Source organism: Youxingia wuxianensis, from assembly GCF_014385085.1.
GTDB lineage: Bacteria > Bacillota > Clostridia > Oscillospirales > Ruminococcaceae > Youxingia > Youxingia wuxianensis.
The window spans coordinates 118,498-141,484 of sequence record NZ_JACRTD010000001.1 but is presented as its reverse complement, the minus strand read 5'-3'; the positions used below and the strand labels follow the sequence as shown (position 1 = coordinate 141,484).

Sequence of the window (22,987 nt, the reverse complement as noted above, 5' to 3'; positions counted from 1 at the left end):
TAGGGGGATGATATAAGTGGGTCAAGTAAGTGGTGTCAGGTAAAATTATTTTCCTCTTTGTTTTTCAGCCACTTTGAGCAAAACTTCGCCCAGTGCCAAAACAATAATAACACCGATGACTACAAACAGGAATTGAGTCATATTCAGAGGCACGCCCGGAGTCCATACGAACAGAACCATAGTAGCTAAAACGATAAACTGACCAACTCTGGTGAAGAATACCGCCAGCCAGGAAGGACCTGGGAATACGTACGGACGAGGAGTAGTTTTATCCGTTTTCTTTAGTTTCAGGTAAGCCTGGAAGTTAATCAGATATGGGATCAACAGCAGGAAGCTGGTACAAGAGAAGATCGCCCAGAACATTTCTTCCGCAGAACCAGACATCAAACTTCCCATGAAGGTCATAGCCGTACCCATAAAGCCGGAGATGATCAGCACGTTGGAAGGCTGGCCGTGTTTATTTCTCTTCTGGAATACTTTAGGCAGGTCGCCGGTTTCCGCTGCAACCGCCGCAGTGTTACACGGAGCAGCTACCCACAGCATACCCTGAATGAACAGTACGGAAAGGAACAGAATACCAACCAGGTAAATCAAAGCGGTTACCACAGGGCTGCTACCCAAACCAGTACGGAACGCGTCAATGATACCGCGAATAATGCTGATATTATCAGTCGGCAGTACGCACAGCATAGCAGAAACAGATACGATGTACAAAGCACAAACCAAAATTACGTTTTTCAAAGCAGCTTTCGGTACGTCACGTCCAGGATTTTCCATGGTACCGTTAGCAGATGCAGTTTCAAATCCTAAGAAGTTGTAAACCAATGCAGGAATAAACGCGATAGAGCTTCCTAATGTAGGCTTCATAGCAGCCAAAGAAGGCGGATTCGCAGGAGCGCCATTCTTCATCAGGAATGCAATCGCGGAAACTACCAAGCCGATACCGATGATCATTTTTACAATAGCGCCGTAATTGAACATTGCAGTAGTACCTTTCGCCGGACGCATAAGCAGGAAAACGATCGCCCAGATAATCGCCAGGTTAAAAATCGTGTTTGCCCAGGAGCTCAATTCAAGATTGAATACCTGACAAAATACGTTTACAAACAGGGTGGAGTTAGAGGAAAGCCACAGCGCATTACAAGCCCAGTAAATGTAACCCATACGGGCGCCCATTTTAGGTCCGAAAGCTCTGGCAATCCAGCCGGCCATACCGCCGTCGTCCGGATATGCAGAACCAAGTTCAGCAACAGTCAAGCTGCCTGGGAAGAAGAATACCAATCCAACGATAATATAGAAAGTAACCGACGCCCACCCCATGGTAGCGGTAGAAGCAATTGTATCAAGGAAAAAGATTGCACAAACCAAGCTAAGAAGCATGTCTAACTGGCTCATACCGCCGCCAGTCTGTTCTGCCGTAGTAGTTTTCTTTTCTTCACTCATTTAAATAAATACCTCCTCATTTTAAGTGTTAAACTTTTTGCCGTAAGATCGGCAGCAATACCCACTGCCGAAAGAGCCCCAAGTTTTCCTCTTATCCCCCTCTCCCTTATTTAACTTGCACAAAAGCTGTTGTGCCGCCGGGGTAATCTAAGCCGTTTTGCCGTTTGATTTATTGGCCTTAATTACCTTCAACCTTGAAAACTCTTCCCTTTCCTTCTCCTCCAGTGCATCCGCAATATATTTTACTGTGTACTCGAATTGAGGGATAATGATGTTTTTCAAGGCGTTAGCCCTGCCCTGTGTCTTTTTCACAGCGACGGCAAGACGGTAAACACTGTTTTCAATCTCCGCCAGCTGGGCCATCATCAGCTTTACTTTATGGAAGGACAGATAAGCCTGGTCCATCTGGGAGTTCGTCCCCCAGAACCCATAATAAGCCCCGACTTTGCTGTCCTGCTGAGTCACCGATGGAATTTCAACTCCCATTACGCTTCGGTATGTGATTTCCACCGTTTCCTCTTCCGGTATCATTTTGGCGATCTTTTCACAGACGCCTAAGGTGATGTTCGCTTTCTGAAGAGCCATATACGCTTCAGAAAAGGTTTTATCCACCTTATCCCTTAGCTGGTTGGCCTGATCAATCAGGCTCATCATCTCACGAATGAGGATGTTTCTTTTCCGATCCATCAGATCGAAGCCCAACCGCGCCAATTTTAGGGATTTTTTGGTATTAATTAAATTACCCTTTGTTGGGAATATGGTATTATTCATAGCTAATCCTCATTTTCCATTGGTGAGTGACGGCTATCTCTGATTGCGAAGCTCCTGTCCTTTTTCCGGGTCGTAGTACTGGGAAATCAGCTTACTGTTGAGCCTATCCAATACTTCTACCGGCAATAAAGAGAGCAACTGCCATCCAAGATCCAAGGTTTCTTCAATCGAACGGTTGTCAGTGAACCCCTGGGTGATAAAATGCTTTTCAAATAATTCCCCAAACTCCAAATAGTTTTTATCCTGTTTGGAAAGTTCCTCTTCACCGATAACCGACGCCAAGCTTCTGGCGTCCTGCACTTTGGCGTAACAGGCAAATAACTGGTCCGCCAAGGGCGCATGATCACCGCGAGTATACCCTTCGCCTATTCCATCCTTCATCAATCGGGATAAAGATGGGAGCACCGCTACCGGCGGATAAATCCCCTTCTGGTCCAAGTTTCGGTCCAAAGCGATCTGCCCCTCGGTAATGTATCCGGTGAGGTCCGGTACTGGGTGGGTAATATCATCATTGGGCATCGTAAGGATTGGAATCTGAGTTACCGAGCCTTTATGTCCATGTACTACCCCGGCCCTTTCATAAATAGATGCAAGGTCTGAATACAAGTACCCTGGATATCCTTTTCTCCCTGGGATTTCTTCCTTCGAAGAAGAGAACTCACGAAGCGCTTCCGCATAAGAAGTCATATCTGTCATAATAACCAGAATGTGCATATCATGCTCAAACGCCAGATATTCTGCAACGGTCAAAGCACATCGCGGGGTCAGGATACGTTCAATGATCGGGTCGTTGGAAAGATTGATAAACATGGTTACGTTTTTAATCGCACCCGACTGCTCAAAAGAGGTTCTAAAATAATCGGCAACGTCATTTTTTACGCCCATAGCGGCGAATACGATACCGAACTGCTGCCCATTTTCTTCCGCGATTTTCGCCTGGCGTACAATCTGAACCGCCAGTTTATTATGGTTCATACCAGAGCCGGAAAAGATGGGAAGCTTTTGCCCACGGATCAGAGTCATCAAACAGTCGATCGAGGAAATACCGGTATTTATGTAGTTTCTGGGGTAGGTCCTCGCCACTGGGTTGAGCGCTTTACCATTGATATCCACATACTTATCCGGATGGATCGCACCCAAATCATCAATCGGCTCGCCGCTTCCGCTGAACACACGTCCCAGCATTTCTTTGGAAAGCGGGATTTCCATGGGATGGCCTAACAAGTTAGTAACTGTATTTGTAAGGGAAAGCCCTCTTGTACCTTCAAATACCTGAATTACGACTTTTTCGCCTTCAATCTGTACAATTCGCCCCATACGGGTGGAACCGTCATCCAAATTGATCTGGACCATTTCATCGTAACTGGCTGAGGATACATGGTCGATTACCACCAACGGTCCGTTAATTTCCTTCAGACCGATATACTGTAATTTCATTGTAGCCTCCCCCCTTATCGTATTTTGGCCAGCTTGGTATCAATCGCAGACATGTAATCCTGGAACATGGCCAGATTATCGTTGGGGATATCATATTTCATCTTAATGACATCTTCCATCAAGCCTGTTTCCATTACCGCCGAAATCGGAATGCCTCTGGCAATAACCTCTTTCGCTTTATCATACAGATGAAGTATTACCAGCATCATCTTATACTGCTTTTCCAAAGGAACATAAGTATCATCTTTGTGGAACGCGTTCTGCTGTAAGAAACCGGTACGGATTACCCGTGCGATTTCAATCACCAGCTTCTGATCATCCGGCAGTACGTCGGAGCCGATCAGTTTAACGATTTCCATTAACTGGCTTTCATCCTGAAGCAAAGCGGAAATTCTCTGTCTAACCGCCATAAATTCATTGTCAATATTCTGACGGTACCATTTGCTAAGATCATCTAAGTATTCACTGTAACTGGTAGTCCAGTTGATGGACGGATAATGCCGGGCATATGCCAGGGATTTATCCAGCGTCCAGAAACAGCGTACAAAACGTTTTGTGTTTTGGGTAACCGGCTCGGAGAAGTCGCCACCGGCGGGAGAAACCGCGCCAATGATAGAAACGGAACCTTCCGCACCGCATAAGGTAACCATATAACCTGCACGTTCATAAAATTCTGACAAGCGGGATGGCAGGTATGCGGGGAAACCTTCTTCCGCTGGCATTTCCTCCAAACGTCCGGAAATTTCACGCAGAGCCTCTGCCCAACGAGAAGTACTATCCGCCATAACCGCTACATGGTAACCCATGTCACGGAAATATTCTGCGATGGTAATCCCGGTATAAATGGACGCTTCACGAGCCGCCACCGGCATATTGGATGTATTGGCGATGAGTACGGTTCGATCGGTCAGCGCTTTCCCGGATTTTGGGTCGATCAGGTCAGTAAACTCTTCCAAAACCTGGGTCATTTCGTTCCCGCGCTCGCCGCAGCCGATATATACGATAATGTCAGCGTCGCACCATTTGGCCAGCTGATGCTGGGTAACGGTTTTCCCGGTTCCAAATCCCCCCGGCACCGCGGCGGTACCGCCTTTGGCAATTGGGAACAGGCTGTCGATAACGCGCTGGCCTGTAATCAGCGGAGTATTGGCAGGAAGGCGTTTTCCACAGGGACGCTCCTGCCGGATAGGCCATTTCTGGCAAAGAGTCAATTCATGCTCTTTTCCAAACTTATCCTGTACTTTCGCGATAACATCGTTCAGCTTATATTTTCCGTTTGGCGCCGTATATGTAATCGAGCCGTTTAACGAAGGGGGCACCAATAGGCGGTGAACGATCAGTTCTGTTTCAGGGCAGGTGGCGTACACTTGGCCGCCAAGCACTTTGTCCCCCACCTGCACCTTCAATGTAATATCCCATTCCCGGGTTTCGTCCAAGGCGTTGATACTAACGCCTTCATCCGCATAAAGCCCGGAGATTTCATATATTTTTGAAAGAGGACGCTGAATTCCATCGAATATCCCAGTCAGCATTCCAGGCCCTAATGTAACGCACATCGGGCTTCCGGTTGCATATACCGGTTCCCCCGGCATAAGACCGGTCGTTCCCTCATACACCTGGATGGTGGTAAACGCATCGTTTACGGAAATAACCTCTCCAATTAATTTTTTATTTCCTACATACACCATCTCCAACATGGAAAATGCCTTGGTATTTTTTACGGTGATTACAGGCCCGTTAATGGAATGAATTAAATTTTCTTTCATTTACTTCACTCCTTCCGTTACACCTAAATCACAATTCTGATAGAACCAGCGTTTTTGCTCCTGCAGCCGGTTGTCTAAAGTTTCATCAATCAGGATACCTTGCTGTAGGTTCACCAGTTTGAACCCTCCGATTTCAACAGTAACATCGGATTTCACCTCGCAGGGCATGCCAAACGCTTCCTTGATCTTTTCATAAAGCGCGCTGTCCCGCTTAGTCATTTGAAATATACTGTTTTCCAAGCTGTGGTTCGCACCGGCTTCTGTTACCTTGGCGAGTATTTCCTGTTCATATTTATCTGTATAGGTATACTCGGATAGTTTTTTTCCTACGGTAGCGAATACCCGCTGGATTAGTTCTTCACGATGATTAAGCAGCTTTTGCTTTTGATCGTTGTCAAACTGCGCTATCTGCTTTTTAGCGGATTCTATGATTTCATCCATATCATCCTGGATTTTTCTCTCAGCGCCTTGTTCGATGCTTTCTTTCACCCTGGACAGCTCTTTTTCCTGGAAATCTTCCGCCTGTTTGCTAATAGCCAATCTTTCTTCTTGGGCCAAAGAGGATATTTCGTCAAGAATAAGATTGATATTGTTTTCTAAAGTATCCAAATGTTAACCTCCTATCCGCCCAAAGGCTAAGGTAAGTGCGCTTTCCCGCCTGACGTTAGATCTTTATTCCTATGGATTCTCTTACATATCGGGTAAGAGAATCGGAAAGCTGTCCTTCGCCATGTCGATCTGCCACTTCCACGATCAGGGGGCGTTTATAATTGAGTTTGATGTCGTATACCAAATCGGGGCAAAGCTTGATCAATTTGTGGGTCATAAGTACAACGCCTATTTCTTCGTCTGCACAGGCTTTTTCCAACTGCTGACGCACTTCCTGTGCTGTATGTACCACAACGCCTGTAATTCCGGCAAGCCTCATACCGACACTGGTATCCACATTATCGCTTATAAGAAAGTATTTCATCCGTTCCTCCCCCTAAACTTAGAACTCTTGGGGTACCCTGTCATTATTACAGTTTATTGATAATCAGGATGGAGATCAAAAGGCCATAAATAGCGATACCTTCACCAAGTACAACGAAGATAATAACTTTACCGAAGGATTTGGGGTCTTCCGAAACAGCGCCGATAGCGGCAGGAGCGGCAGCGGCAATCGCCTTCGCAGAAGCGATAGCGGCAATACTAGTAACCAAAGCGGCGGAGATAAATCCAAACGCCTGCGCCCAGCTTCCAGGGAAACTAACAGCTGCTGTAGCAGCGGCGGCAGCGGCAGGCTCCGCGGATGCGTTTACTATCAAACTGCCGATAGGGGTAGCGACGCCAGCGACGCACACCAAGGCAAATACACAGATATTAGCAATAATTCTTCTTTTTGCCTGTTGCGGGGTCAAGGTGCCTTTCATGCCTTTAAGCAGGGGAAGCGCCAAAAGAGCTACTACAACCGCAGGAATAATAAATGTCATGTAATTCATAATTTCTACCTCCAAAAATTAATTGTTAATCATTATCCGCATATACAGACACCGGTCTGTAAGGTTCGCCGCCGCCATTATAATATCTGCTGAACATTTCATAAAACTCCAGCCTCAGGCCGGCGATACCAACAATAAATCCTTCCAGACACATTACGAAGATGTTTCCAAAAATCAGCATGACAATACCGCCCACACTGTTCATCATTTCGGTCAGTGTCATAACTACCGCCATCATACCGGCGTGGCTGATAATAAATCCGCCTACACGCAGGAAAGACATGGTATTGGTAGCATAGCTAAGCAGAATTTCAAACATTTCAAATCCGCTTTCTGATAAATAGCCGCCTGCGCCCTCTTCACCAAAGAGATGATCGTTTTTGGAGAGCAGGTTGGCAAGGGGATGTTTTAGGAAGATCAAAAGTACCGGAAGAACGATCAATCCAACAATATAAGGAATGGTAAACAGATTGATATCTAAAAGCATCAAACACGCTGCTCCGACCAAAATGGACCCGTAAAGCACAATACCCGCCAAACCATTGTGGGAGAAGAGCGCCTTTTCATAGTCTTTTTGTTTGATACCCAGCGCCACATTCATCAGCATAGAGGCTAAGATCATAATCGCGCCCACGGCAATCGCCGCAATAAGCAGCATGGAAATGGTATCTGGATCCATAACATGGATCGGTTTTCCCGACATTCCTAATACGTTGATATAGAAAGGATCCAGAAGAGTTTCTATTCCGAACACCGAACCATACAAAAATCCGAATATCGCGGAGGAAAATCCGATTCTTACCAATATCTTTCCGAAGTTACCCCCATTTTTACGGCTCATAAACCAGCCAACCAGAGACATAACCAGCCCTTGCCCCAGATCGCCGAACATGATACCGAACAAAATGGTGTATGTAAGCGCCACAAACGGAGTGGGGTCCATCTCGTTGTAACCGGGCAATCCGTACATGTCGATAAACATTTCAAAAGGTTTTACCAGCCGGTTGCTTTTCAGCTTTACAGGCGCTTGAATTTCCTGTTCCTGTTCCGCTGGGGTAGCGGTCACTTCCACCGTATCGATCAATTCCATCTGAAGCACAAAGCGGTTTATCTCGTCTGTAGGAACAAACCCAATCAGATGGAACTCATCCCTTATGTACACCGCGTATCTACGCACATCCAAACTTTTCATTGCCGCTTTCAAACGGGCATAGATTTTGCATAACCGTTGTTTTTCGCTGCAAACCGTATCGTTGAGCTCGGTTTCTACCAGCTTGAGCTTTTCCTCTACTTGTTTACTGTCGCTTTCCAGTTGGGTCACCAGTTCTTTGGGTGTGTTATCCAAAGTCATATCCAAAGGAGAAGCTTGAAATCCCACACTGGAAAGTGTTTCCTGAGTTAGCGAAAGTTCTTTTTTAAGAGTGATACACAGTCCCCATGTCCGCTCTTCCTCTTTCTCACACTCGAAAAACACAAAGGGCCCGATACTTTCTTCCGTCAATTTTTTCGCATTGGACGAGGGGATGCTTCCATAAAGGGTAGTCAAATATTTCCCTTCCCCCAGCTGCTTTAACGGAAGATCCAACTCCATGAGATGTTTTAAGTCCTGGGACGCAGTTTTTAGTTTTTTAAGCTCGCTTTGGTACTCATCCCTCTGGCCCGCTAAACGGAGTGTTCTCTCATGCAGCTGCTCAATGTGCTGAACAATATTATCAACATCCAGCCCGTCAAAGTCCTCATAGGTGAGTTCTACTTTGCAGCAATCTGCAATCTCCGTCAGCTTCTGCATACTGGTCTGATAAGTATTCACACTTTGCGCCGCGCTGATACCTCTGGCATATTTTGTTAAGGCAGAGGCCTGCTCCGGATTAAAAACGCCTGTTCCAATACATTTCAGTAGCACTTCATCCAATTTGGACTTGTTGCCTTTGATATCCACCAGCGTCATTTTGGTAATTGCCAAGGAATTACACCGCCTTTCTACTGAAATTAAATGCAAACGGGAAATACACCCTAGAATATTAAAAGTTTTTCTATTTCATCTGCTGGTATTTCGTATTTTTTACCTTCTATGATGTTAATGATATTTTCTACTTCGATATTCAGCAGCATGATATAGGAAACAAATACAACTGGAACCTCAATAGAACCGCGGATAAATTTTTTAGCCATACGGTTTTTTGCCAATTGAGAAAACCGTTCCGCATACTGGATTCCTTTATGCTCAAAGTCCTTTCTGTAATCGGTGCGCTGTAAGATTTCCACCACTTGTTGTGGACTTGTACTGGCGATCAAGTCGTCCAATATCTTTCGGTCCATAGAAGTATGCGCGGAGATAATACTGTTTCTTATAAAATCATCGTCACAGTTAAAAAATGTTTTCATCCGGTAGATTAAGGAAATATTCATAATATCAATCTCGGTATAAAACATCTCTTCCAACTGCTCTTTCGCCATCCCGTCAAATTGACTGCGGATCAGTCCGAAAATCTTGTCGTAATAAAACTCAATCAAATCCGCTTCCACCATGGTCAGCCGGGTAGGATCGCTGTGGATCTCCTCCAGGTCCTGAGATTCCAAAATCGGATAATAATCGGTATAGCGCAGTACCGACAAAAGTTCTTCAAAGGTTTGAGCGGTAGCTACTGCCTTTAAATCGATTTTGGAATAATCCAAAAGGGTTTGTGGAAATACCACGTCATAAGGCTCTTTTGAATTGGTAGCAATCAGACGTACACAGGTGAGAATTTCATCTACCTCGCTTTTTAATACAAGGAAGCTGAAAAAATCCTCCTTATCATCGGTAAAACGGAAACGAAGCATCTTGCCGCATTTTTCATACACGCTCGCGCGCAATAAGTGTTCTACATGAACTCTGTGGTCCGCCGCCCCTTTTAAATCTTGTACAGGTTCCAGTGCATTGCCGTAATAAGTTTCATTTTTTAAGTAGGTGACCACATCAGCGATTGTTGGTTTTGCCAGAAGGTCGCGGTAGTTGTTTTCCCTCAGGCGCCTGCCATACATGGAACGGGCGATTGCCAGTATTGCATTGCTGGCCTGTAGGTTTGTTTCTTTCATATTTAGCAACAGCTACTCCCCCTCCAGATATTATTTTCGTATATCAGAGCATACATCTGACGTACAGTTCTTCCTCCCAACGTTTATGGTTGCGCTCATATTTCTGATCCAGGCTCTCCATTAAAACGTTGTATTGCCGCTGGCATTCGCTTGTAGCCTGCTCCACTTGTTTTTGCTGCTGCTGCCTGACGGCGGCAGCTTTTTCTTCAACCATGTGCAGGCTGGCTTCCCGCAGCATATTTTTCTGTTGTTCAATGCTGGCAATTACATGGTCTAATTTGTTTTGTTCGCTCTCCACGGAATCCGCCGCCATACGATCCGCCGCCAACAGTTGGTCTAGCGCCTTACGGTTCATATTTTCCCTCCTTACTTGTCTACCCGTTTCGACAGGATCTTCTATTTTCACGCAAGAATAAATGATCTTTTATAGTTATTTTTAATAGTTTTCATTTGTATTCATAAAAATTTTATTGGAGTTTCACTATCTCTTAACATAATTTATAACCAAATCTAAGGCCTGTTTCCACCAAGTTTTAAAAAAAGGGAATTTTTGTGTTAAAATCGGGAGTTTACATTTCTCCTGATTTTCCCCCTTGTTAAATTGAAAATTTTGTATATAATTGAAAGTAGTGCGTTTTTGGGATGATTGCTTTTGGGGTGTTTTGCAGTTTAGTTTAAGGGGTAAGAGGTGGTAGTTTATATGTTTTATGTCGCACTGTGCGATGACAGTAAAATAGATCTTCAAATATTGACGACCTATCTGAGTGAACTGAAAAAATCAAACTATCACATGGAAGTTTTAACGTTTAATGACGGCTATGAGCTTGTTAAAACCTATAAAAACGGCAGACGGTTTGATCTTTTAGTGTTGGATATGTGTATGGATTCCATCAATGGAATTGAAACCGCCAAGCTCATCCGGGAATATGACAGTTCGGTGCCTATCCTAATCGTTACTTCTACCATTCAGTTCGCTATGGACGGCTACCGGGTAAATGCATACCGATATATTTTAAAGCCGGTGGAAAAAGAAAGTTTTCTAACAGAGGTAAGAAATATTCTCGATCAGGCTGGACAAACAACCCAGGAATATTTCACTGTCAGTAATGAAAGCGGTATTACAAAAATAAAGATGGACGACATTTATTACTTTGAATCCGATGTGCGTACCATCAATCTTCACACAAAGGATATGCAGTATTCTTTTACCGGCAAAATAAGCGAAATAGCGCAGCGGTTGGAGGCCTTTGATTTCGTCCGTGCACACAAAAGTTATGTGGTAAACCTGAAAAATGTGAAAAATATTTTTAAAGGGATTATTACCATGGAGAATAATGATACGGTTTTTATGAGCAAACACCGTTCAAAAGAAATTTATGAGCGGTTTTTGTCATATACAGAGAAGATGCCATGACCTACGAAGTTGTTAAAATTATAACGATTGTACTGATTTGTGTTACGGAAACCGCTATGCTCTACCATGCTTTTGCCACTTTTCTTAACCGCAACTTGGTAAAAAAGAAATATTATGTCCTTGCTCTGATTGGTTATTTCTGCTGTGTTATCTTTACTTCAGTCAATGATTTTTCTGTCTATTTTGTTTCCAGCTTTTGTTTTTTCCTGATTGTTATTATCGCTTTTCTGTTTTTTAACGATATCGCTGAAGTTAAAATTACTGTATCCTTTATGTTTGTGGCCTTAAACTATGCCTGTACCATATTGGCTTCCACAATGCACTGGCGAATACAGCAACAATCGGTCTGGGATTATCCCGTAACTTTAAAGCAAACTATTCTCACTCAAATTTTCCTGTATACAATATTTTCCCTTCTAGTGTATATCATCGATAAGCTGCGGGGATTGCAGGAAAAACATCGGGCGGTGTTTAATGGAATTTATGTGTTCACGGTCCCTTTGTGCATGTTATTACTTATCTTTAAGCTGTTCATCTTCACTTCTACGATACAAAGCTCTTCCTACTTTTTTGTCTATCACCTGACGATCAGCGGACTTTTATTTCTGACTTCCCTGTCTCTCTATTTTTTAACCGACCGTACATCTACGCTGGACAATGTGAACCGTCAGAAAATGATGGTAGAGCAGATGCTGGCTATGCAAAATAACTATTACAGCGCTTTGGATTCCCAGCAGAAGGAGATTCAAAGTATTTTCCACGACTTAAAAAACCACATGCGCTATATTAAAACCATGCTGGATAGCCAGCAGTATGACGAGGCTTCTCAATACATCAATAGGGTGTATAACGACACCGTTCAGCTTCAGTCTTCCTGTCAAAGCGGCAACCGGGTGTTTGATTCGATTTTAAATCAGAAGCTTTCTGTCGCTTCCCGCAATGAAATTCCTGTAAAGCTTAGCCTGATTATTCCTCCTATACTTACCATTGACGATGTGGATATCTGTATCCTGCTGGGAAATTTAATGGACAACGCTATTGAAGCTTGTAACCGCATCGAAGAGGACGGCCCAAAAAAATTTATTGATGTAAAGGCCAGCATTAAAAAAGAGTATTTATACGTAAATATTTCCAACGCTTATAACGGTCAGGTAAAAATCGAAAACCACGTATATCAGACGGTAAAAACCGGCGCCCGCTACAGTGGTATCGGATTGTCTAATGTTCAGCGGGTGGTGGAAAAATATAACGGAAAAGTTTCCATTACCCATGAAGACAATGTATTTACCGTTTCCTGCCTGTTAGGTTTGGATCTGCCTCAAAATAAATAAAAAGCACAGACAAATTTGTCTGTGCTTTTTTATTTTGGGATTTTATTTTCTTTTTAGAACCAATTTTTCCCCGTCGTAGTCAACTTCTAAGTGTGTGTTCGGGGAAGGGTCCTCCGCGATAATCATACGCGCAAGCAAAGTTTCCACCTTATGCTGTAAGAAACGTTTCAGGGGGCGGGCGCCGTATACCGGGTCATATCCCTGATCGATCACATATTCTTTGGCCGCCGGAGTCATCGACAAGCTAAGTTGTTTGTCAGAAAGCCGTTTCTGCAGATCCGCCAGCAGCAAATCCACAATCGAAGCGATTTCCTTTTTGGTCAGCGGTTTATAGAATACGATCTCATCCAGCCGGTTTAAAAACTCGGGACGGAACTGCTGGCGAAGTAACCCTTCCACCGCTTCTTTCGTTTCCTGAGTAATTTCGCCTTTGTCATTAATCCCTTCCAAAATGTAGCTGGAGCCCAAATTGGAAGTCAGGATAATGATAGTATTTTTAAAGTCTACCGTTCGGCCCTGGCTATCCGTAATACGGCCGTCGTCCAGTACCTGAAGCAGGATATTAAACACATCCGGATGCGCTTTTTCCACCTCATCGAACAATACAACAGAGTAAGGTTTCCGCCGTACCGCTTCGGTTAGTTGGCCGCCTTCCTCATACCCCACATATCCTGGAGGCGCTCCTACCAGACGGCTGACGGAATATTTCTCCATGTATTCGCTCATATCAATACGCACAATACTATGCTCATCGTCAAATAACGCCTGAGCCAACGCCTTGGCCAGCTCAGTTTTCCCCACTCCAGTAGGTCCTAAGAATAAGAAAGAACCGATGGGACGGTTTCTGTCCTGGATACCCGCACGGGACCGAAGAATCGCTTCAGAAACTTTTTCTACCGCTTCCTGCTGGCCGATCACCCGCTGGTGAAGAATATTTTCCATATTAAGCAGTTTCTCCCGTTCCCCCTCCATCAGACGGGCAACCGGAATCCCAGTCCAGCGGCCGACAATACGGGCGATTTCTTCCTCAGTCACCTTATCCCGCAAAAGGGTACTATCCTTCTCCGCCTGTTCGGCAAGCTTCTCTTCTTCCTGCAGTTCTTTCTGGAGCGCCGGCATTTTTCCATATTTTAACTCTGCCGCTTTATTCAGATCGTAATTGCGCTCGGCCTTTTCAATTTCCGCGCCAAGCTGTTCCATCTCTTCCCTGAGCTTCTGAACCTTGGTAATCGCCTGTTTCTCATTTTCCCAGCGGGCTTTCATCTCATTAAATTGAGAACGCATTTCCGCCAGTTCCTTCTGAATCTCTTTGAGATGTTCTTTGGAAAGCTGGTCAGTCTCTTTTTTCAAGGCCGCTTCTTCTATTTCATGCTGCATAATTTTACGGGAAATCTCATCCAATTCTGTGGGCATGCTATCCATTTCCGTACGGATCATGGCACAAGCTTCATCCACCAGATCGATCGCTTTATCCGGCAGAAACCGGTCGGAAATATATCGATTGGAAAGTACCGCCGCTGCAATCAGCGCCTGATCTTGAATTTTAACTCCATGGTAAACCTCATACCGTTCCTTAAGTCCCCGCAGAATGGAAATGGTATCTTCCACCGTAGGCTCGTTGACCATTACCGGCTGGAACCGGCGTTCCAAGGCAGCGTCTTTTTCAATATACTGACGGTACTCGTTTAAGGTCGTCGCCCCGATGCAATGCAGTTCCCCTCTTGCCAGCATAGGCTTTAAGAGATTTCCCGCATCCATGGATCCCTCTGTTTTGCCCGCGCCCACAATAGTATGCAGTTCATCAATGAACAGAATAATTTTCCCTTCGCTTTTTTTGATCTCCTGAAGGACCGCTTTCAGTCGTTCCTCAAATTCTCCCCGGAATTTGGCGCCTGCGATCAGCGCCCCCATATCCAAAGAAAAAATTCGACGGTCTTTTAAGTTTTCCGGCACATCCCCCCGGACAATCCGAAGGGCCAGCCCTTCGGCGATAGCGGTCTTACCAACACCCGGCTCGCCGATAAGCACCGGATTGTTTTTGGTTTTTCGGGACAATATCCGTATTACATTTCGAATTTCGTTATCCCGGCCGATTACCGGGTCCAATTTTTGATTTCTGGCAAGCTCCACCAAGTCCTGGCCGTATTTTGCCAGGACGTCGTAGGTTTCTTCCGGGTTATCGCTGGTTACCCGTGCATTTCCCCTTACGCTCATCAAAGCGCCGAGGAATTTATTTTTATCCAGACTGTATGCGGAAAAAATCCGCTTTAACGCAGAGTTAGGCGTTTCCAGCAGCGAAAGCATAATATGCTCTACCGATACATATTCGTCTTTCATCTGCTGGGCCTGTTTTTCCGCCTGTACCAGTGTCCGGTCCACTTCTTGGGAAACATAAATTTTATCGCTTTCCCGGCCCGGTCCGCTCACTCTGGAAATTTTACCTATTTCTGTCTGCAGGGTGGAGAGCAGCATCGCCTGATCTACCCCTATCTTTTTCAGAAGCTGGGCAATCAGCCCTCCCTCCTGGTCAACCAAAGCATAGAGCAGATGTTCCTGCTCCACCTGCATATTTTGGTTTTCTATAGCGAGATTTTGGGCGCTGCCAATCGCCTCCAATGATTTTTGTGTGAATTTCTGAGCGTTCATATACTTCACGCCTCCTCTATCGTTTGAACTTATCTTATATAACTACAATCCCGTTTTTTAAACAGGAGATATAAGCTTTTTCCATCTTTTCGATTGCCGTGGGTAAATCTTCCAGATTGGCAAAATAAATCTTCAGGATATGGTCTAATATCCGGATATACTCTGTCACCGCTTCAGCAATTTTTTCATTGGTTTGATTTTCCGTCTTTTGCGGCAACAAAAACTGCCGGAAATAGCGGCCGTTGTCAATTTCATATGGAATTTCATTTCCTTCAAAAAACCGTGAAAGATACTTTTCCTCCAGCTTTGCCCAAAGGGTAAAAAATCGGGTAATGCTCGCGATAAGCGCCTGGCTTTGGGTGCGGATGGATACCCGCAATTCTCCCACCTCATCCCCTGAACTTCGATACAGCTGTACCGCGTAGCGGATTACAGGCTTATATTTATAGCTTAAAGCGCTTCGGATAGAAAGCATGGCATCCGAAGGCTGAGGTTGGATTTGGAAGGTGGTTTCTCCATGGATCAGTTGTTCCATTTTTTCAAAGATTTCCTTCATCCGTTTTTCCGGCGTATCAAAAGAAACAAACTCCGCCAAAATCTGATTGATCAGGTTCGACCGGCTGGTCCCCAACTGGTATGCTTCACGGTCGATCGCCTGTACCACATCGTCCATGAGCACCAAACTATATACGCTTTTATTCATTGGTGATCCCTCCGTTCTTTACATCAATTATTGTAACTTAAATATAATAATTTGTCAATAGTATTATATAATTTTAATTACAAATTAATAATTTATACATAAAAAAACGCCCGCATACCGCGGTCGCTTTTCATTTAAATTTACGCTTTATTGACGGAACCGAACAGTTCCATTTTTTCCTTTACTGTCTGACGGATAGCCTCGCAGCCAGGGGCCAGGAGTTTGCGGGGATCAAAGCCCTTCCCCTGCAGATCCTTGCCCTGCTCAATATACTTGCGGGTCGCCGCCGCGAAGGTCAACTGACATTCTGTGTTTACATTAATTTTGGAAACACCCAGAGAAATAGCGGTTTTGATCATATCCTGCGGGATTCCCGTACCTCCATGAAGAACCAGCGGCATGCCGGAAGTAAGCTTCTGAATCTCGGCGAGAACTTCAAAGTTAAGTCCCTTCCAATTTTCCGGATATTTCCCATGGACATTGCCAATACCAGCGGCCAGCATAGTAACGCCCAGATCAGCGATCCGTTTGCACTCTGCAGGATCGGCAACTTCTCCGGCTCCAATCACGCCGTCCTCTTCCCCGCCGATAGATCCTACTTCCGCTTCTACAGAAATGCCTTTAGCAAAGGCGATGCGAATGATTTCTTTTGTTTTTTCAATATTTTCATCGATCCCATAATGGGACCCGTCAAACATAACCGAAGAAAATCCCGCTTCGATACATTTCAAAGCGCCCTCATAAGAACCATGATCCAAATGCAGCGCTACCGGTACGGTAATTTTCATCTCTTCCAGCATACCGTTTACCATTCCTACAATGGTTTTATAACCGCACATATATTTTCCCGCTCCCTCGGATACGCCGAGGATCACTGGAGAATTATTCTCCTGGGCGGTGGTCAGAACCATCTTTGTCCATTCCAAGTTGTTGATATTAAACTGACCGACAGCATATTTTCCTTCTTTGGCTTTTGTGAGCATTTCTTTTGCAGATACTAGCATGATACCCCGTACCCCCTACATATTTTTTTAGTATGCTTCTTATATTATATGACATTGATAATAAAAAATCAATCTTTTTCCCTGAGGAAAAAAGTGAAGGAGAATTGTTATGGAAGGCGTTATTTCTTCAGTTGCTGGAATAAATAAAATAGTAAATGACTTTGTTTGGGGGCCAGGGATGCTGCTGTTTTTGGTCCTTACTGGAGTTTACTTTACCATAGGCACCGGGTTCTTCCAAATCCGCCGGTTTAAGCTATGGTTCGGCGAAACATTTATCGCTATTTTTAGAAATAAAGCAGTTACACAAAATAAGGATCCAAACGCTATTTCTCAGTTTCAAGCCCTGTCCACCGCCCTTGCAGGAACCATCGGCACCGGGAATATCGTAGGGGTGGCCACCGCTTTAACTGCCGGCGGTCCAGGGGCAATCTTCTGGATGTGGATTTCTTCTTTTTTCGGAATGATGACTAACTATGCAGAAAATGTACTGGGTATCCGTTACCGCTATAAAAATGAAAAGGGCGCTTGGATTGGGGGACCTATGGTTTATTTGGAGCGGGGGCTTGGCTGCAAGGGACTGGCCGTGCTGTTTGCCTGTTTATGCGTACTAGCCTCCCTTGGCATGGGAAATATGACCCAGGCAAATTCTATCGCCGGAGCGCTAAAAGGATCTTTGAACCTCTCCCCTTTAGTTACAGGCGTCATTGTCGCTATATTAGTTTCTTTAGTGATCTTGGGAGGCATTAAACGCATTGGTAAAGTCGCTGAACGTTTTGTTCCTTTTATGGCTGTTTTTTACATTCTGGGAGGGATTGCTTTAATTATTCTCCATCGGGAAAACGTTCCAGACGCCTTCCGGTTAATTTTCAGCGAGGCGTTTGATTTTCGCTGCGTAGGCGGCGGAATCGGAGGCTACATAATGAGTAACGCTGTGCGTTATGGAATTGCCCGGGGCGTATTCACCAACGAAGCCGGTTTGGGCACTTCCTGTATCGTTCATTCCGCCTCCAATGTCACCGATCCGGCAAAACAAGGTATGTGGGGCATGTTCGAGGTGTTTTTCGACACCATCATCATGTGTACCATTACTGCCGTAGCCATGCTCTCTTCCGGTGTGGTAGGCTGCGGGGCGGACGGCGTGGAATTGGCAATGGCCGCCTTCGAGACCGGTTTTGGAGAAGTTGGGAAAAGTTTTATCACCATCGCTATTTTGTTCTTTGCCTTTGCCACTATGCTGGGATGGTCCTACTATGGAGAGAGGGCGGTAGAGTACTTATTTGGCGCCAAGCATCTTATTGTCTATCGTGTGGTATTTATCCTGGCGATTATTCTTGGCTGTGTCGCCAAGCTGGAATTGGTATGGGATATTTCCGATACCTTTAACGGACTGATGGCCACCCCAAATTTGGTAGGACTGATATTTCTCTCTGGAGATGTGTTTCACGCTACAAAAAACTACCTCAAAAAGCTCAAAAATTCCTAAGCGGGCTTGCATCCCCTCCTAAAAAATGCTACTGTATAGAAAGTAAAAAAATAAAGGAGAGGCAAATTGATCACTCATATTGTATTCGATATTGACGGCACCTTGATTGATACGGAAAAATATGTGCTTCAAGCTTTTCAAAAGAGCGTTTTAGAGATAGAAAACCGCCTTATTCCTTTAGAAAAGCTGCAATGTGTTTTCGGCGTCCCCAATCAGGAGGCCATGGAAAAAATGGAGATTTTAAAAACGCGGCAGGTGGAAAAGCGCTGGGATGAGCTTTACCGTCAAGCGTTCTGCAACGTTGCTCTCTTTGACGGGATTCGGGAAAGCTTGCAGGCATTAAAGGACAGCGGCCGGTGTACGCTGGGGATTATTACTTCTAAACTTGATATCGAGCTGAGATTGGATTTTGATTATCAGAAAATGTGGCCCTATTTTTCTCATTTTGTTTGCGCCAGCGATACCAAGCTTCATAAGCCATATCCAGATCCTATGCTTAAATATCTGGAGAAAAGCGGCGCAAATCCAAAAGAAACTATTTATATCGGGGATACCGTGTATGATAAGCAGTGTGCGCATGGCGCGGGGACATTATTTGGCCTGGCGGTTTGGGGCGCCCATAATAAAAACACGGTGGAAGCGGATTACTATTTTGATCATCCAAAAGATATTTTACAGCTGATAAAATAAAAAGAGCTTCGTAAGAAAATTCTTACGAAGCTCTTCTTTTAATTTAACCGGTCCGCTTTATAAGCGCCTAATAGTTTAAAATACCCCGCATCCTTTTTAATCAGTTCCAGCGCCGTTTTCGATTGTGGACTCTCCACATTCCCTTCAAAATCCACATAGAGAAAATATCGCCAAGAAACATCCTTCATTGGGCGCGATTCGATCTTTACCATATTGATATGGTTGGCGGCGAAATAACTGAGCAGACGGTATAGTGTTCCCGCTTCGTCCTCCAGAGAGAAAACAACGCTTACCTTATCCCCCTCTTTGGGCTCCAGCTCCCGTCCGATAATGATAAAACGGGTGGAATTTCCAGTCTGGTTGTTGATACAAGGTTTTATCAGATCAAGGCCATACAGTTGGGCCGCACACTCGCTGCAGATCGCCGCCTTGCCTGTATCTTTGGCATCGCTTACAAATTTTGCAGCGATTGCCGTATTATGGAACGGGATCAGTTTCCACTCCTTGTGAGATTTTAAGAACTCACTGCACTGTTCCAGCCCCTGGGCGTGGGAATATACCTCCCGGATTGTGTCCAGGGAACCCCCTCGGACGCATGCCAAGTGCTGATCCACACGGATACTCTTTTCTCCTACAATATAAAATCCATATTTTCTTAAAAGATCGTAGGATTCGCTTACCGCTCCGGTAAAAGAGTTCTCAATCGGCACAATCCCATATTGGATTTCCCCGCGTTTAATTGCCTTAAACACATCCTCAAATTCCTCATAGGCCACCCGGTCGCACTCTTTCCCGAAATATTCGATCAGCGCCTGCTCGGAAAAGGAACCAGCTACCCCGGGATAGCCTAATTTCCCCTGGGGAGGAGCCGGTAAATCTTCCTGTCCTGCAGCAAGTTTCTTCTTCTGCAAATCCCGGCTGATTGACATGATGTTGCTCATGAACCGTATCGCCGCATCTGCGTATTCTTTAGTGTTTAAATGTTCCACCGCCAGGTTTAGCACTTGCTGCTCTCTACCGCCTTGGAGCACTTGAAGATGGTTTTCCTGCTTGTAACGGGCTACTTGAAGAGCTAGATCCATCCTCTTTTCAAACAGGGGAATCAGTTGAGAGTCAATCTCATCAATCTGCCTGCGATAATCTGTCAAATCTCCCATAGTTCACCTTATACTTCCCTGCCAACCGCTTTGGCAATCAATTTGATCTGTTCCATCAATTCCCCGAACACATGGGGTTTGATCGACTGCTGACCATCGCATAAAGCATTGGCCGGGTCGTTATGCACTTCGATAATAAGGCCGTCGCTGCCCACGGCCACTGCCGCTCTGGCCAAAGGTTCTACCATCCACCATTTACCTGTGGCATGGCTTGGATCCACCACTACCGGCAAATGACTTAGATTTTTCACCGCGGGGATAGCGGAAAGATCCAAGGTGTTTCTAGTGTAGGTTTCAAAGGTGCGGATTCCTCTCTCGCACAGAATAATTTTCTCATTTCCCCCAGACATGATATATTCCGCCGACATCAGCCATTCTTCAATGGTAGCGGAAAGACCCCGTTTAAGAAGAATGGGTTTGGAAGTACGTCCCAATTCTTTAAGCAGCTCAAAATTCTGCATATTACGGGCGCCTACCTGAATAATATCTACTTTTTCCACAAAAGTTTCAATATCATACGGCGACATAATTTCAGTTACAATAGGCAATTCGGTTTTTTCTCGTGCTTCCATTAAAAGCTCCAAACCTTCATATTGCAGTCCCTGGAATGCGTAAGGAGAGGTTCTTGGTTTAAATGCGCCGCCACGCAAGAAGTTTGCTCCCATTTTTTTCACTTCCTGGGCAATGCCTACAATTTGTTCTTCTGATTCTACGGAGCAGGGTCCCGCCATTAATGCAAGTCTGCTGTCTCCGCCGATCTTTTGTCCGTTTACCTCAATGACGGTAGGTTTGGGATGGAACATTTTATTGGCTTTTTTAAAGGGTTCCGCCACATGCATTACCTTGGTAACATTCCGATTGGCCTCAATTTGGGTGGGATCAATTTTGCTGGTATCGCCTACCAGCCCCAGAATAATCAGGTCTGTACCAATTACCGGATTGACCTGAACCCCTTGTTTTATCAGCGAGTCTGATAACGTATCAATCTCTTTCTGAGAAGTACCAGGTTTTAAAATAACTATCATGGTTTTCACTCTCCTAAAAGTGTACGGACAGTTTCCGCGTATAAAATTTCCGGGACAAAACAAAAAAGAGAACTCAGTTTATGAGTTCTCTTTGCATAATCCCTTTGGGCTATTACCCTATACCTTTAGAATTATTCACTCAATAAACTGAAATTATGACACACGCCAAAATAACCGAAGCTAAAAAAGAAGCCCCAGCTAATAAAGTAAAAAAAGCTATTTAATTTTTCCGCAAGCTTTTTCATAATTTCGTTCATGGTTTCCTCCAAAAGATACAGGTATTAACTGACACTATTATAGCAAATGACAGAAAACTGTCAAGTACTTTTTGCAAAGTTTACAACAATGATTTAAATCGTTAAATGCCGCACAAGGCACCACACCATCCCATTACGCAAATTTACCTGTTCATTTCTCCGCTGTCTCTCCCAGAATTATGCACTGAAATCATATGGCTGATCTCAGCATAATCGCTGGCCGGCATATCCCCTGGAATAGTATTCTTCACTGCCGAGCTGGCGTTTCCAAAATCAATCGCCGCCTGAGGGTTCCCGGTTTTCAATAGGCCGAACAGCGCCCCCGCTACATAAGCGTCGCCGCTTCCGATACGGTCGATCACATCGATATTCTCATAAGGAACGCCTGTATAATATTTGTCCTCTTCGTGGACATATAAAGTGGAATTAAACGAATGGCATTTGGGACTTTTTACTACCCGATGAGTACTGGCTACTATTTTTACTCCAAAATCTTCACAATACCCCTTCATAATTTCCTGCATAGTACCGGTACGCTGCATCATCCGGCGGGAAGTTTCCTCCGAAACAAACAGGATATCAATCAAAGGAAGAATATCATAAATTGTTTTTCTGGCAGTTTCTTCATCCCACAGATTAGCTCGGTAATTCACATCAAAAGATAAAATCGCTCCCTGTTTTTTAAACCGTTTGATCATCTCGATGGCAGTATTTCTGACTTGTTCCCCCAATGCCAGGCTGATCCCGCTGGTATGGAACACGTTGACCGAGGAGTAAATCTTCGGATCAATCTCATCGATCGATATGCTATTAATAGAAGAAAATCTCCTGTCATACGTAACCGACGGTTTTCTGGGATAAGCTCCGCTTTCATAATAATAGATACCGATACGACCGGTTTGCGATTTGTCGTAAATGAGATAATCATCGCTTACCCCGTAAAAACGGATTTTATTTTTAATAAACTGTCCCATAGTGTTGTCCGGCACCTTTGTGACAATACCAGTGCGAAGCCCTAAAAGAGAAATTCCTGAAACCACGTTTAGTTCCGATCCGCCCGGGCAGTTTTCCAACAGTTCCGACTGAGACAGTCTTTGCGCTCCCAAGGGGGAAAGGCGCAGCATGACCTCTCCAAAGCCCACAACATCGAATTCTTTCTTTCTGTTTAAAAAATCCATAAAACCACTCCCAAATAAAATGAAATAAAAATAGAGGCAAAACCGTGTTTTGCTCCCGGACGATGTCCGGGGTTGGTTTCGCTTGCCTGCGAAACCATGCTCTCCTTTTGCAGCCTGCGCCCC

Annotated in this window: 20 protein-coding genes; 4 read left to right on the top strand and 16 right to left on the bottom strand. The window is 44.7% G+C overall.

The window, feature by feature from the left end:
• Window positions 1–45 precede the first annotated feature (45 nt).
• The 10 genes from H8705_RS00695 to H8705_RS00650 form a co-directional block, all read right to left on the bottom strand.
• On the bottom strand, window positions 46–1,443 hold the full coding sequence (locus H8705_RS00695; protein WP_262393956.1) for an APC family permease: 1,398 nt from the start codon (window positions 1,441–1,443) through the stop codon (window positions 46–48).
• 147 nt (window positions 1,444–1,590) lie between these two features.
• Window positions 1,591–2,214, bottom strand: coding sequence for a V-type ATP synthase subunit D (locus H8705_RS00690; RefSeq protein ID WP_262393955.1), 624 nt, complete (start codon window positions 2,212–2,214; stop codon window positions 1,591–1,593).
• A gap of 33 nt (window positions 2,215–2,247) precedes the next feature.
• The gene (locus tag H8705_RS00685; RefSeq protein WP_262393954.1) at window positions 2,248–3,651 is read right to left on the bottom strand and encodes a V-type ATP synthase subunit B; all 1,404 of its coding nucleotides are present in this window, start codon (window positions 3,649–3,651) and stop codon (window positions 2,248–2,250) included.
• Window positions 3,652–3,665: 14 nt separating this feature from the next.
• Window positions 3,666–5,417: a V-type ATP synthase subunit A gene (locus H8705_RS00680; protein WP_262393953.1), complete on the bottom strand. Its 1,752-nt coding sequence runs from the start codon at window positions 5,415–5,417 to the stop codon at window positions 3,666–3,668.
• The gene (locus H8705_RS00675; RefSeq protein WP_262393952.1) at window positions 5,418–6,026 is read right to left on the bottom strand and encodes a V-type ATP synthase subunit E; all 609 of its coding nucleotides are present in this window, start codon (window positions 6,024–6,026) and stop codon (window positions 5,418–5,420) included.
• Window positions 6,027–6,081: 55 nt separating this feature from the next.
• Window positions 6,082–6,390, bottom strand: a complete 309-nt coding sequence (locus tag H8705_RS00670) for a V-type ATP synthase subunit F (protein WP_262393951.1) — start codon at window positions 6,388–6,390, stop codon at window positions 6,082–6,084.
• 46 nt (window positions 6,391–6,436) lie between these two features.
• Window positions 6,437–6,898 carry an ATP synthase subunit C gene (locus H8705_RS00665; RefSeq protein WP_262393950.1) on the bottom strand — a complete coding sequence of 154 codons (462 nt, stop codon included), beginning with the start codon at window positions 6,896–6,898 and terminating at the stop codon, window positions 6,437–6,439.
• 25 nt (window positions 6,899–6,923) lie between these two features.
• A complete protein-coding gene (locus tag H8705_RS00660) occupies window positions 6,924–8,861 on the bottom strand; it encodes a V-type ATP synthase subunit I (RefSeq protein WP_262393949.1) in 1,938 nt (645 codons plus the stop codon).
• Between the two features lie 50 nt (window positions 8,862–8,911).
• Window positions 8,912–9,976: a V-type ATPase subunit gene (locus tag H8705_RS00655; protein WP_262394234.1), complete on the bottom strand. Its 1,065-nt coding sequence runs from the start codon at window positions 9,974–9,976 to the stop codon at window positions 8,912–8,914.
• A gap of 43 nt (window positions 9,977–10,019) precedes the next feature.
• Entirely contained in the window at window positions 10,020–10,331 is a 312-nt protein-coding gene (locus tag H8705_RS00650) for a hypothetical protein (protein WP_262393948.1), read from the bottom strand.
• A gap of 345 nt (window positions 10,332–10,676) precedes the next feature.
• Here H8705_RS00650 and H8705_RS00645 point away from each other — a divergent pair, with 345 nt between their 5' ends.
• Together H8705_RS00645 and H8705_RS00640 are read left to right on the top strand one after the other, a co-directional pair.
• A complete protein-coding gene (locus H8705_RS00645) occupies window positions 10,677–11,390 on the top strand; it encodes a LytR/AlgR family response regulator transcription factor (RefSeq protein WP_262393947.1) in 714 nt (237 codons plus the stop codon).
• The gene (locus H8705_RS00640; RefSeq protein WP_262393946.1) at window positions 11,387–12,721 is read left to right on the top strand and encodes a sensor histidine kinase; all 1,335 of its coding nucleotides are present in this window, start codon (window positions 11,387–11,389) and stop codon (window positions 12,719–12,721) included. Before H8705_RS00645 ends, H8705_RS00640 begins: the two co-directional genes overlap by 4 nt.
• 42 nt (window positions 12,722–12,763) lie before the next feature.
• Here H8705_RS00640 and clpB read toward each other — a convergent pair whose 3' ends face one another.
• From clpB to fba, 3 genes are all read right to left on the bottom strand, one after another.
• Window positions 12,764–15,367, bottom strand: coding sequence for an ATP-dependent chaperone ClpB (clpB, locus tag H8705_RS00635; RefSeq protein WP_262393945.1), 2,604 nt, complete (start codon window positions 15,365–15,367; stop codon window positions 12,764–12,766).
• A gap of 34 nt (window positions 15,368–15,401) precedes the next feature.
• Window positions 15,402–16,070 (bottom strand): hypothetical protein, encoded by a 669-nt coding sequence (locus H8705_RS00630; RefSeq protein ID WP_262393944.1) that lies wholly within the window; start codon window positions 16,068–16,070, stop codon window positions 15,402–15,404.
• A 140-nt stretch (window positions 16,071–16,210) separates the two neighbouring features.
• On the bottom strand, window positions 16,211–17,074 hold the full coding sequence (fba, locus tag H8705_RS00625; RefSeq protein ID WP_316248636.1) for a class II fructose-1,6-bisphosphate aldolase: 864 nt from the start codon (window positions 17,072–17,074) through the stop codon (window positions 16,211–16,213).
• Window positions 17,075–17,183: 109 nt separating this feature from the next.
• On the opposite strand from fba, the gene H8705_RS00620 reads away from it, so the two are divergent.
• Together H8705_RS00620 and H8705_RS00615 are read left to right on the top strand one after the other, a co-directional pair.
• Window positions 17,184–18,557, top strand: a complete 1,374-nt coding sequence (locus H8705_RS00620) for an alanine/glycine:cation symporter family protein (protein ID WP_262393943.1) — start codon at window positions 17,184–17,186, stop codon at window positions 18,555–18,557.
• Window positions 18,558–18,623: 66 nt separating this feature from the next.
• Entirely contained in the window at window positions 18,624–19,247 is a 624-nt protein-coding gene (locus H8705_RS00615; protein ID WP_262393942.1) for an HAD family hydrolase, read from the top strand.
• 38 nt (window positions 19,248–19,285) lie between these two features.
• On the opposite strand, the gene pheA is transcribed toward H8705_RS00615, so the two are convergent.
• From pheA to H8705_RS00600, 3 genes are all read right to left on the bottom strand, one after another.
• The gene (gene pheA / locus H8705_RS00610) at window positions 19,286–20,404 is read right to left on the bottom strand and encodes a prephenate dehydratase (RefSeq protein WP_262393941.1); all 1,119 of its coding nucleotides are present in this window, start codon (window positions 20,402–20,404) and stop codon (window positions 19,286–19,288) included.
• Between the two features lie 8 nt (window positions 20,405–20,412).
• Window positions 20,413–21,429 (bottom strand): 3-deoxy-7-phosphoheptulonate synthase, encoded by a 1,017-nt coding sequence (gene aroF / locus H8705_RS00605; protein ID WP_262393940.1) that lies wholly within the window; start codon window positions 21,427–21,429, stop codon window positions 20,413–20,415.
• A gap of 400 nt (window positions 21,430–21,829) precedes the next feature.
• Window positions 21,830–22,864, bottom strand: coding sequence for a sugar kinase (locus H8705_RS00600; RefSeq protein WP_262393939.1), 1,035 nt, complete (start codon window positions 22,862–22,864; stop codon window positions 21,830–21,832).
• Between the last annotated feature and the right edge of the window lie 123 nt (window positions 22,865–22,987).

What these genes read in the sequence shown, in the direction of transcription:
- fba (WP_316248636.1), bottom strand. Translation starts at nt 17,074, where the DNA reads ATGCTAGTATCTGCAAAAGAAATGCTCACAAAAGCCAAAGAAGGAAAA.
- H8705_RS00655 (WP_262394234.1), bottom strand. Translation starts at nt 9,976, where the DNA reads ATGAAAGAAACAAACCTACAGGCCAGCAATGCAATACTGGCAATCGCC.
- H8705_RS00645 (WP_262393947.1), top strand. Translation starts at nt 10,677, where the DNA reads ATGTTTTATGTCGCACTGTGCGATGACAGTAAAATAGATCTTCAAATA.
- H8705_RS00650 (WP_262393948.1), bottom strand. Translation starts at nt 10,331, where the DNA reads ATGAACCGTAAGGCGCTAGACCAACTGTTGGCGGCGGATCGTATGGCG.
- H8705_RS00630 (WP_262393944.1), bottom strand. Translation starts at nt 16,070, where the DNA reads ATGAATAAAAGCGTATATAGTTTGGTGCTCATGGACGATGTGGTACAG.
- H8705_RS00685 (WP_262393954.1), bottom strand. Translation starts at nt 3,651, where the DNA reads ATGAAATTACAGTATATCGGTCTGAAGGAAATTAACGGACCGTTGGTG.
- H8705_RS00600 (WP_262393939.1), bottom strand. Translation starts at nt 22,864, where the DNA reads ATGGATTTTTTAAACAGAAAGAAAGAATTCGATGTTGTGGGCTTTGGA.
- clpB (WP_262393945.1), bottom strand. Translation starts at nt 15,367, where the DNA reads ATGAACGCTCAGAAATTCACACAAAAATCATTGGAGGCGATTGGCAGC.
- H8705_RS00690 (WP_262393955.1), bottom strand. Translation starts at nt 2,214, where the DNA reads ATGAATAATACCATATTCCCAACAAAGGGTAATTTAATTAATACCAAA.
- H8705_RS00670 (WP_262393951.1), bottom strand. Translation starts at nt 6,390, where the DNA reads ATGAAATACTTTCTTATAAGCGATAATGTGGATACCAGTGTCGGTATG.
- H8705_RS00665 (WP_262393950.1), bottom strand. Translation starts at nt 6,898, where the DNA reads ATGAATTACATGACATTTATTATTCCTGCGGTTGTAGTAGCTCTTTTG.
- pheA (WP_262393941.1), bottom strand. Translation starts at nt 20,404, where the DNA reads ATGGGAGATTTGACAGATTATCGCAGGCAGATTGATGAGATTGACTCT.
- aroF (WP_262393940.1), bottom strand. Translation starts at nt 21,429, where the DNA reads ATGATAGTTATTTTAAAACCTGGTACTTCTCAGAAAGAGATTGATACG.
- H8705_RS00620 (WP_262393943.1), top strand. Translation starts at nt 17,184, where the DNA reads ATGGAAGGCGTTATTTCTTCAGTTGCTGGAATAAATAAAATAGTAAAT.
- H8705_RS00680 (WP_262393953.1), bottom strand. Translation starts at nt 5,417, where the DNA reads ATGAAAGAAAATTTAATTCATTCCATTAACGGGCCTGTAATCACCGTA.
- H8705_RS00640 (WP_262393946.1), top strand. Translation starts at nt 11,387, where the DNA reads ATGACCTACGAAGTTGTTAAAATTATAACGATTGTACTGATTTGTGTT.
- H8705_RS00695 (WP_262393956.1), bottom strand. Translation starts at nt 1,443, where the DNA reads ATGAGTGAAGAAAAGAAAACTACTACGGCAGAACAGACTGGCGGCGGT.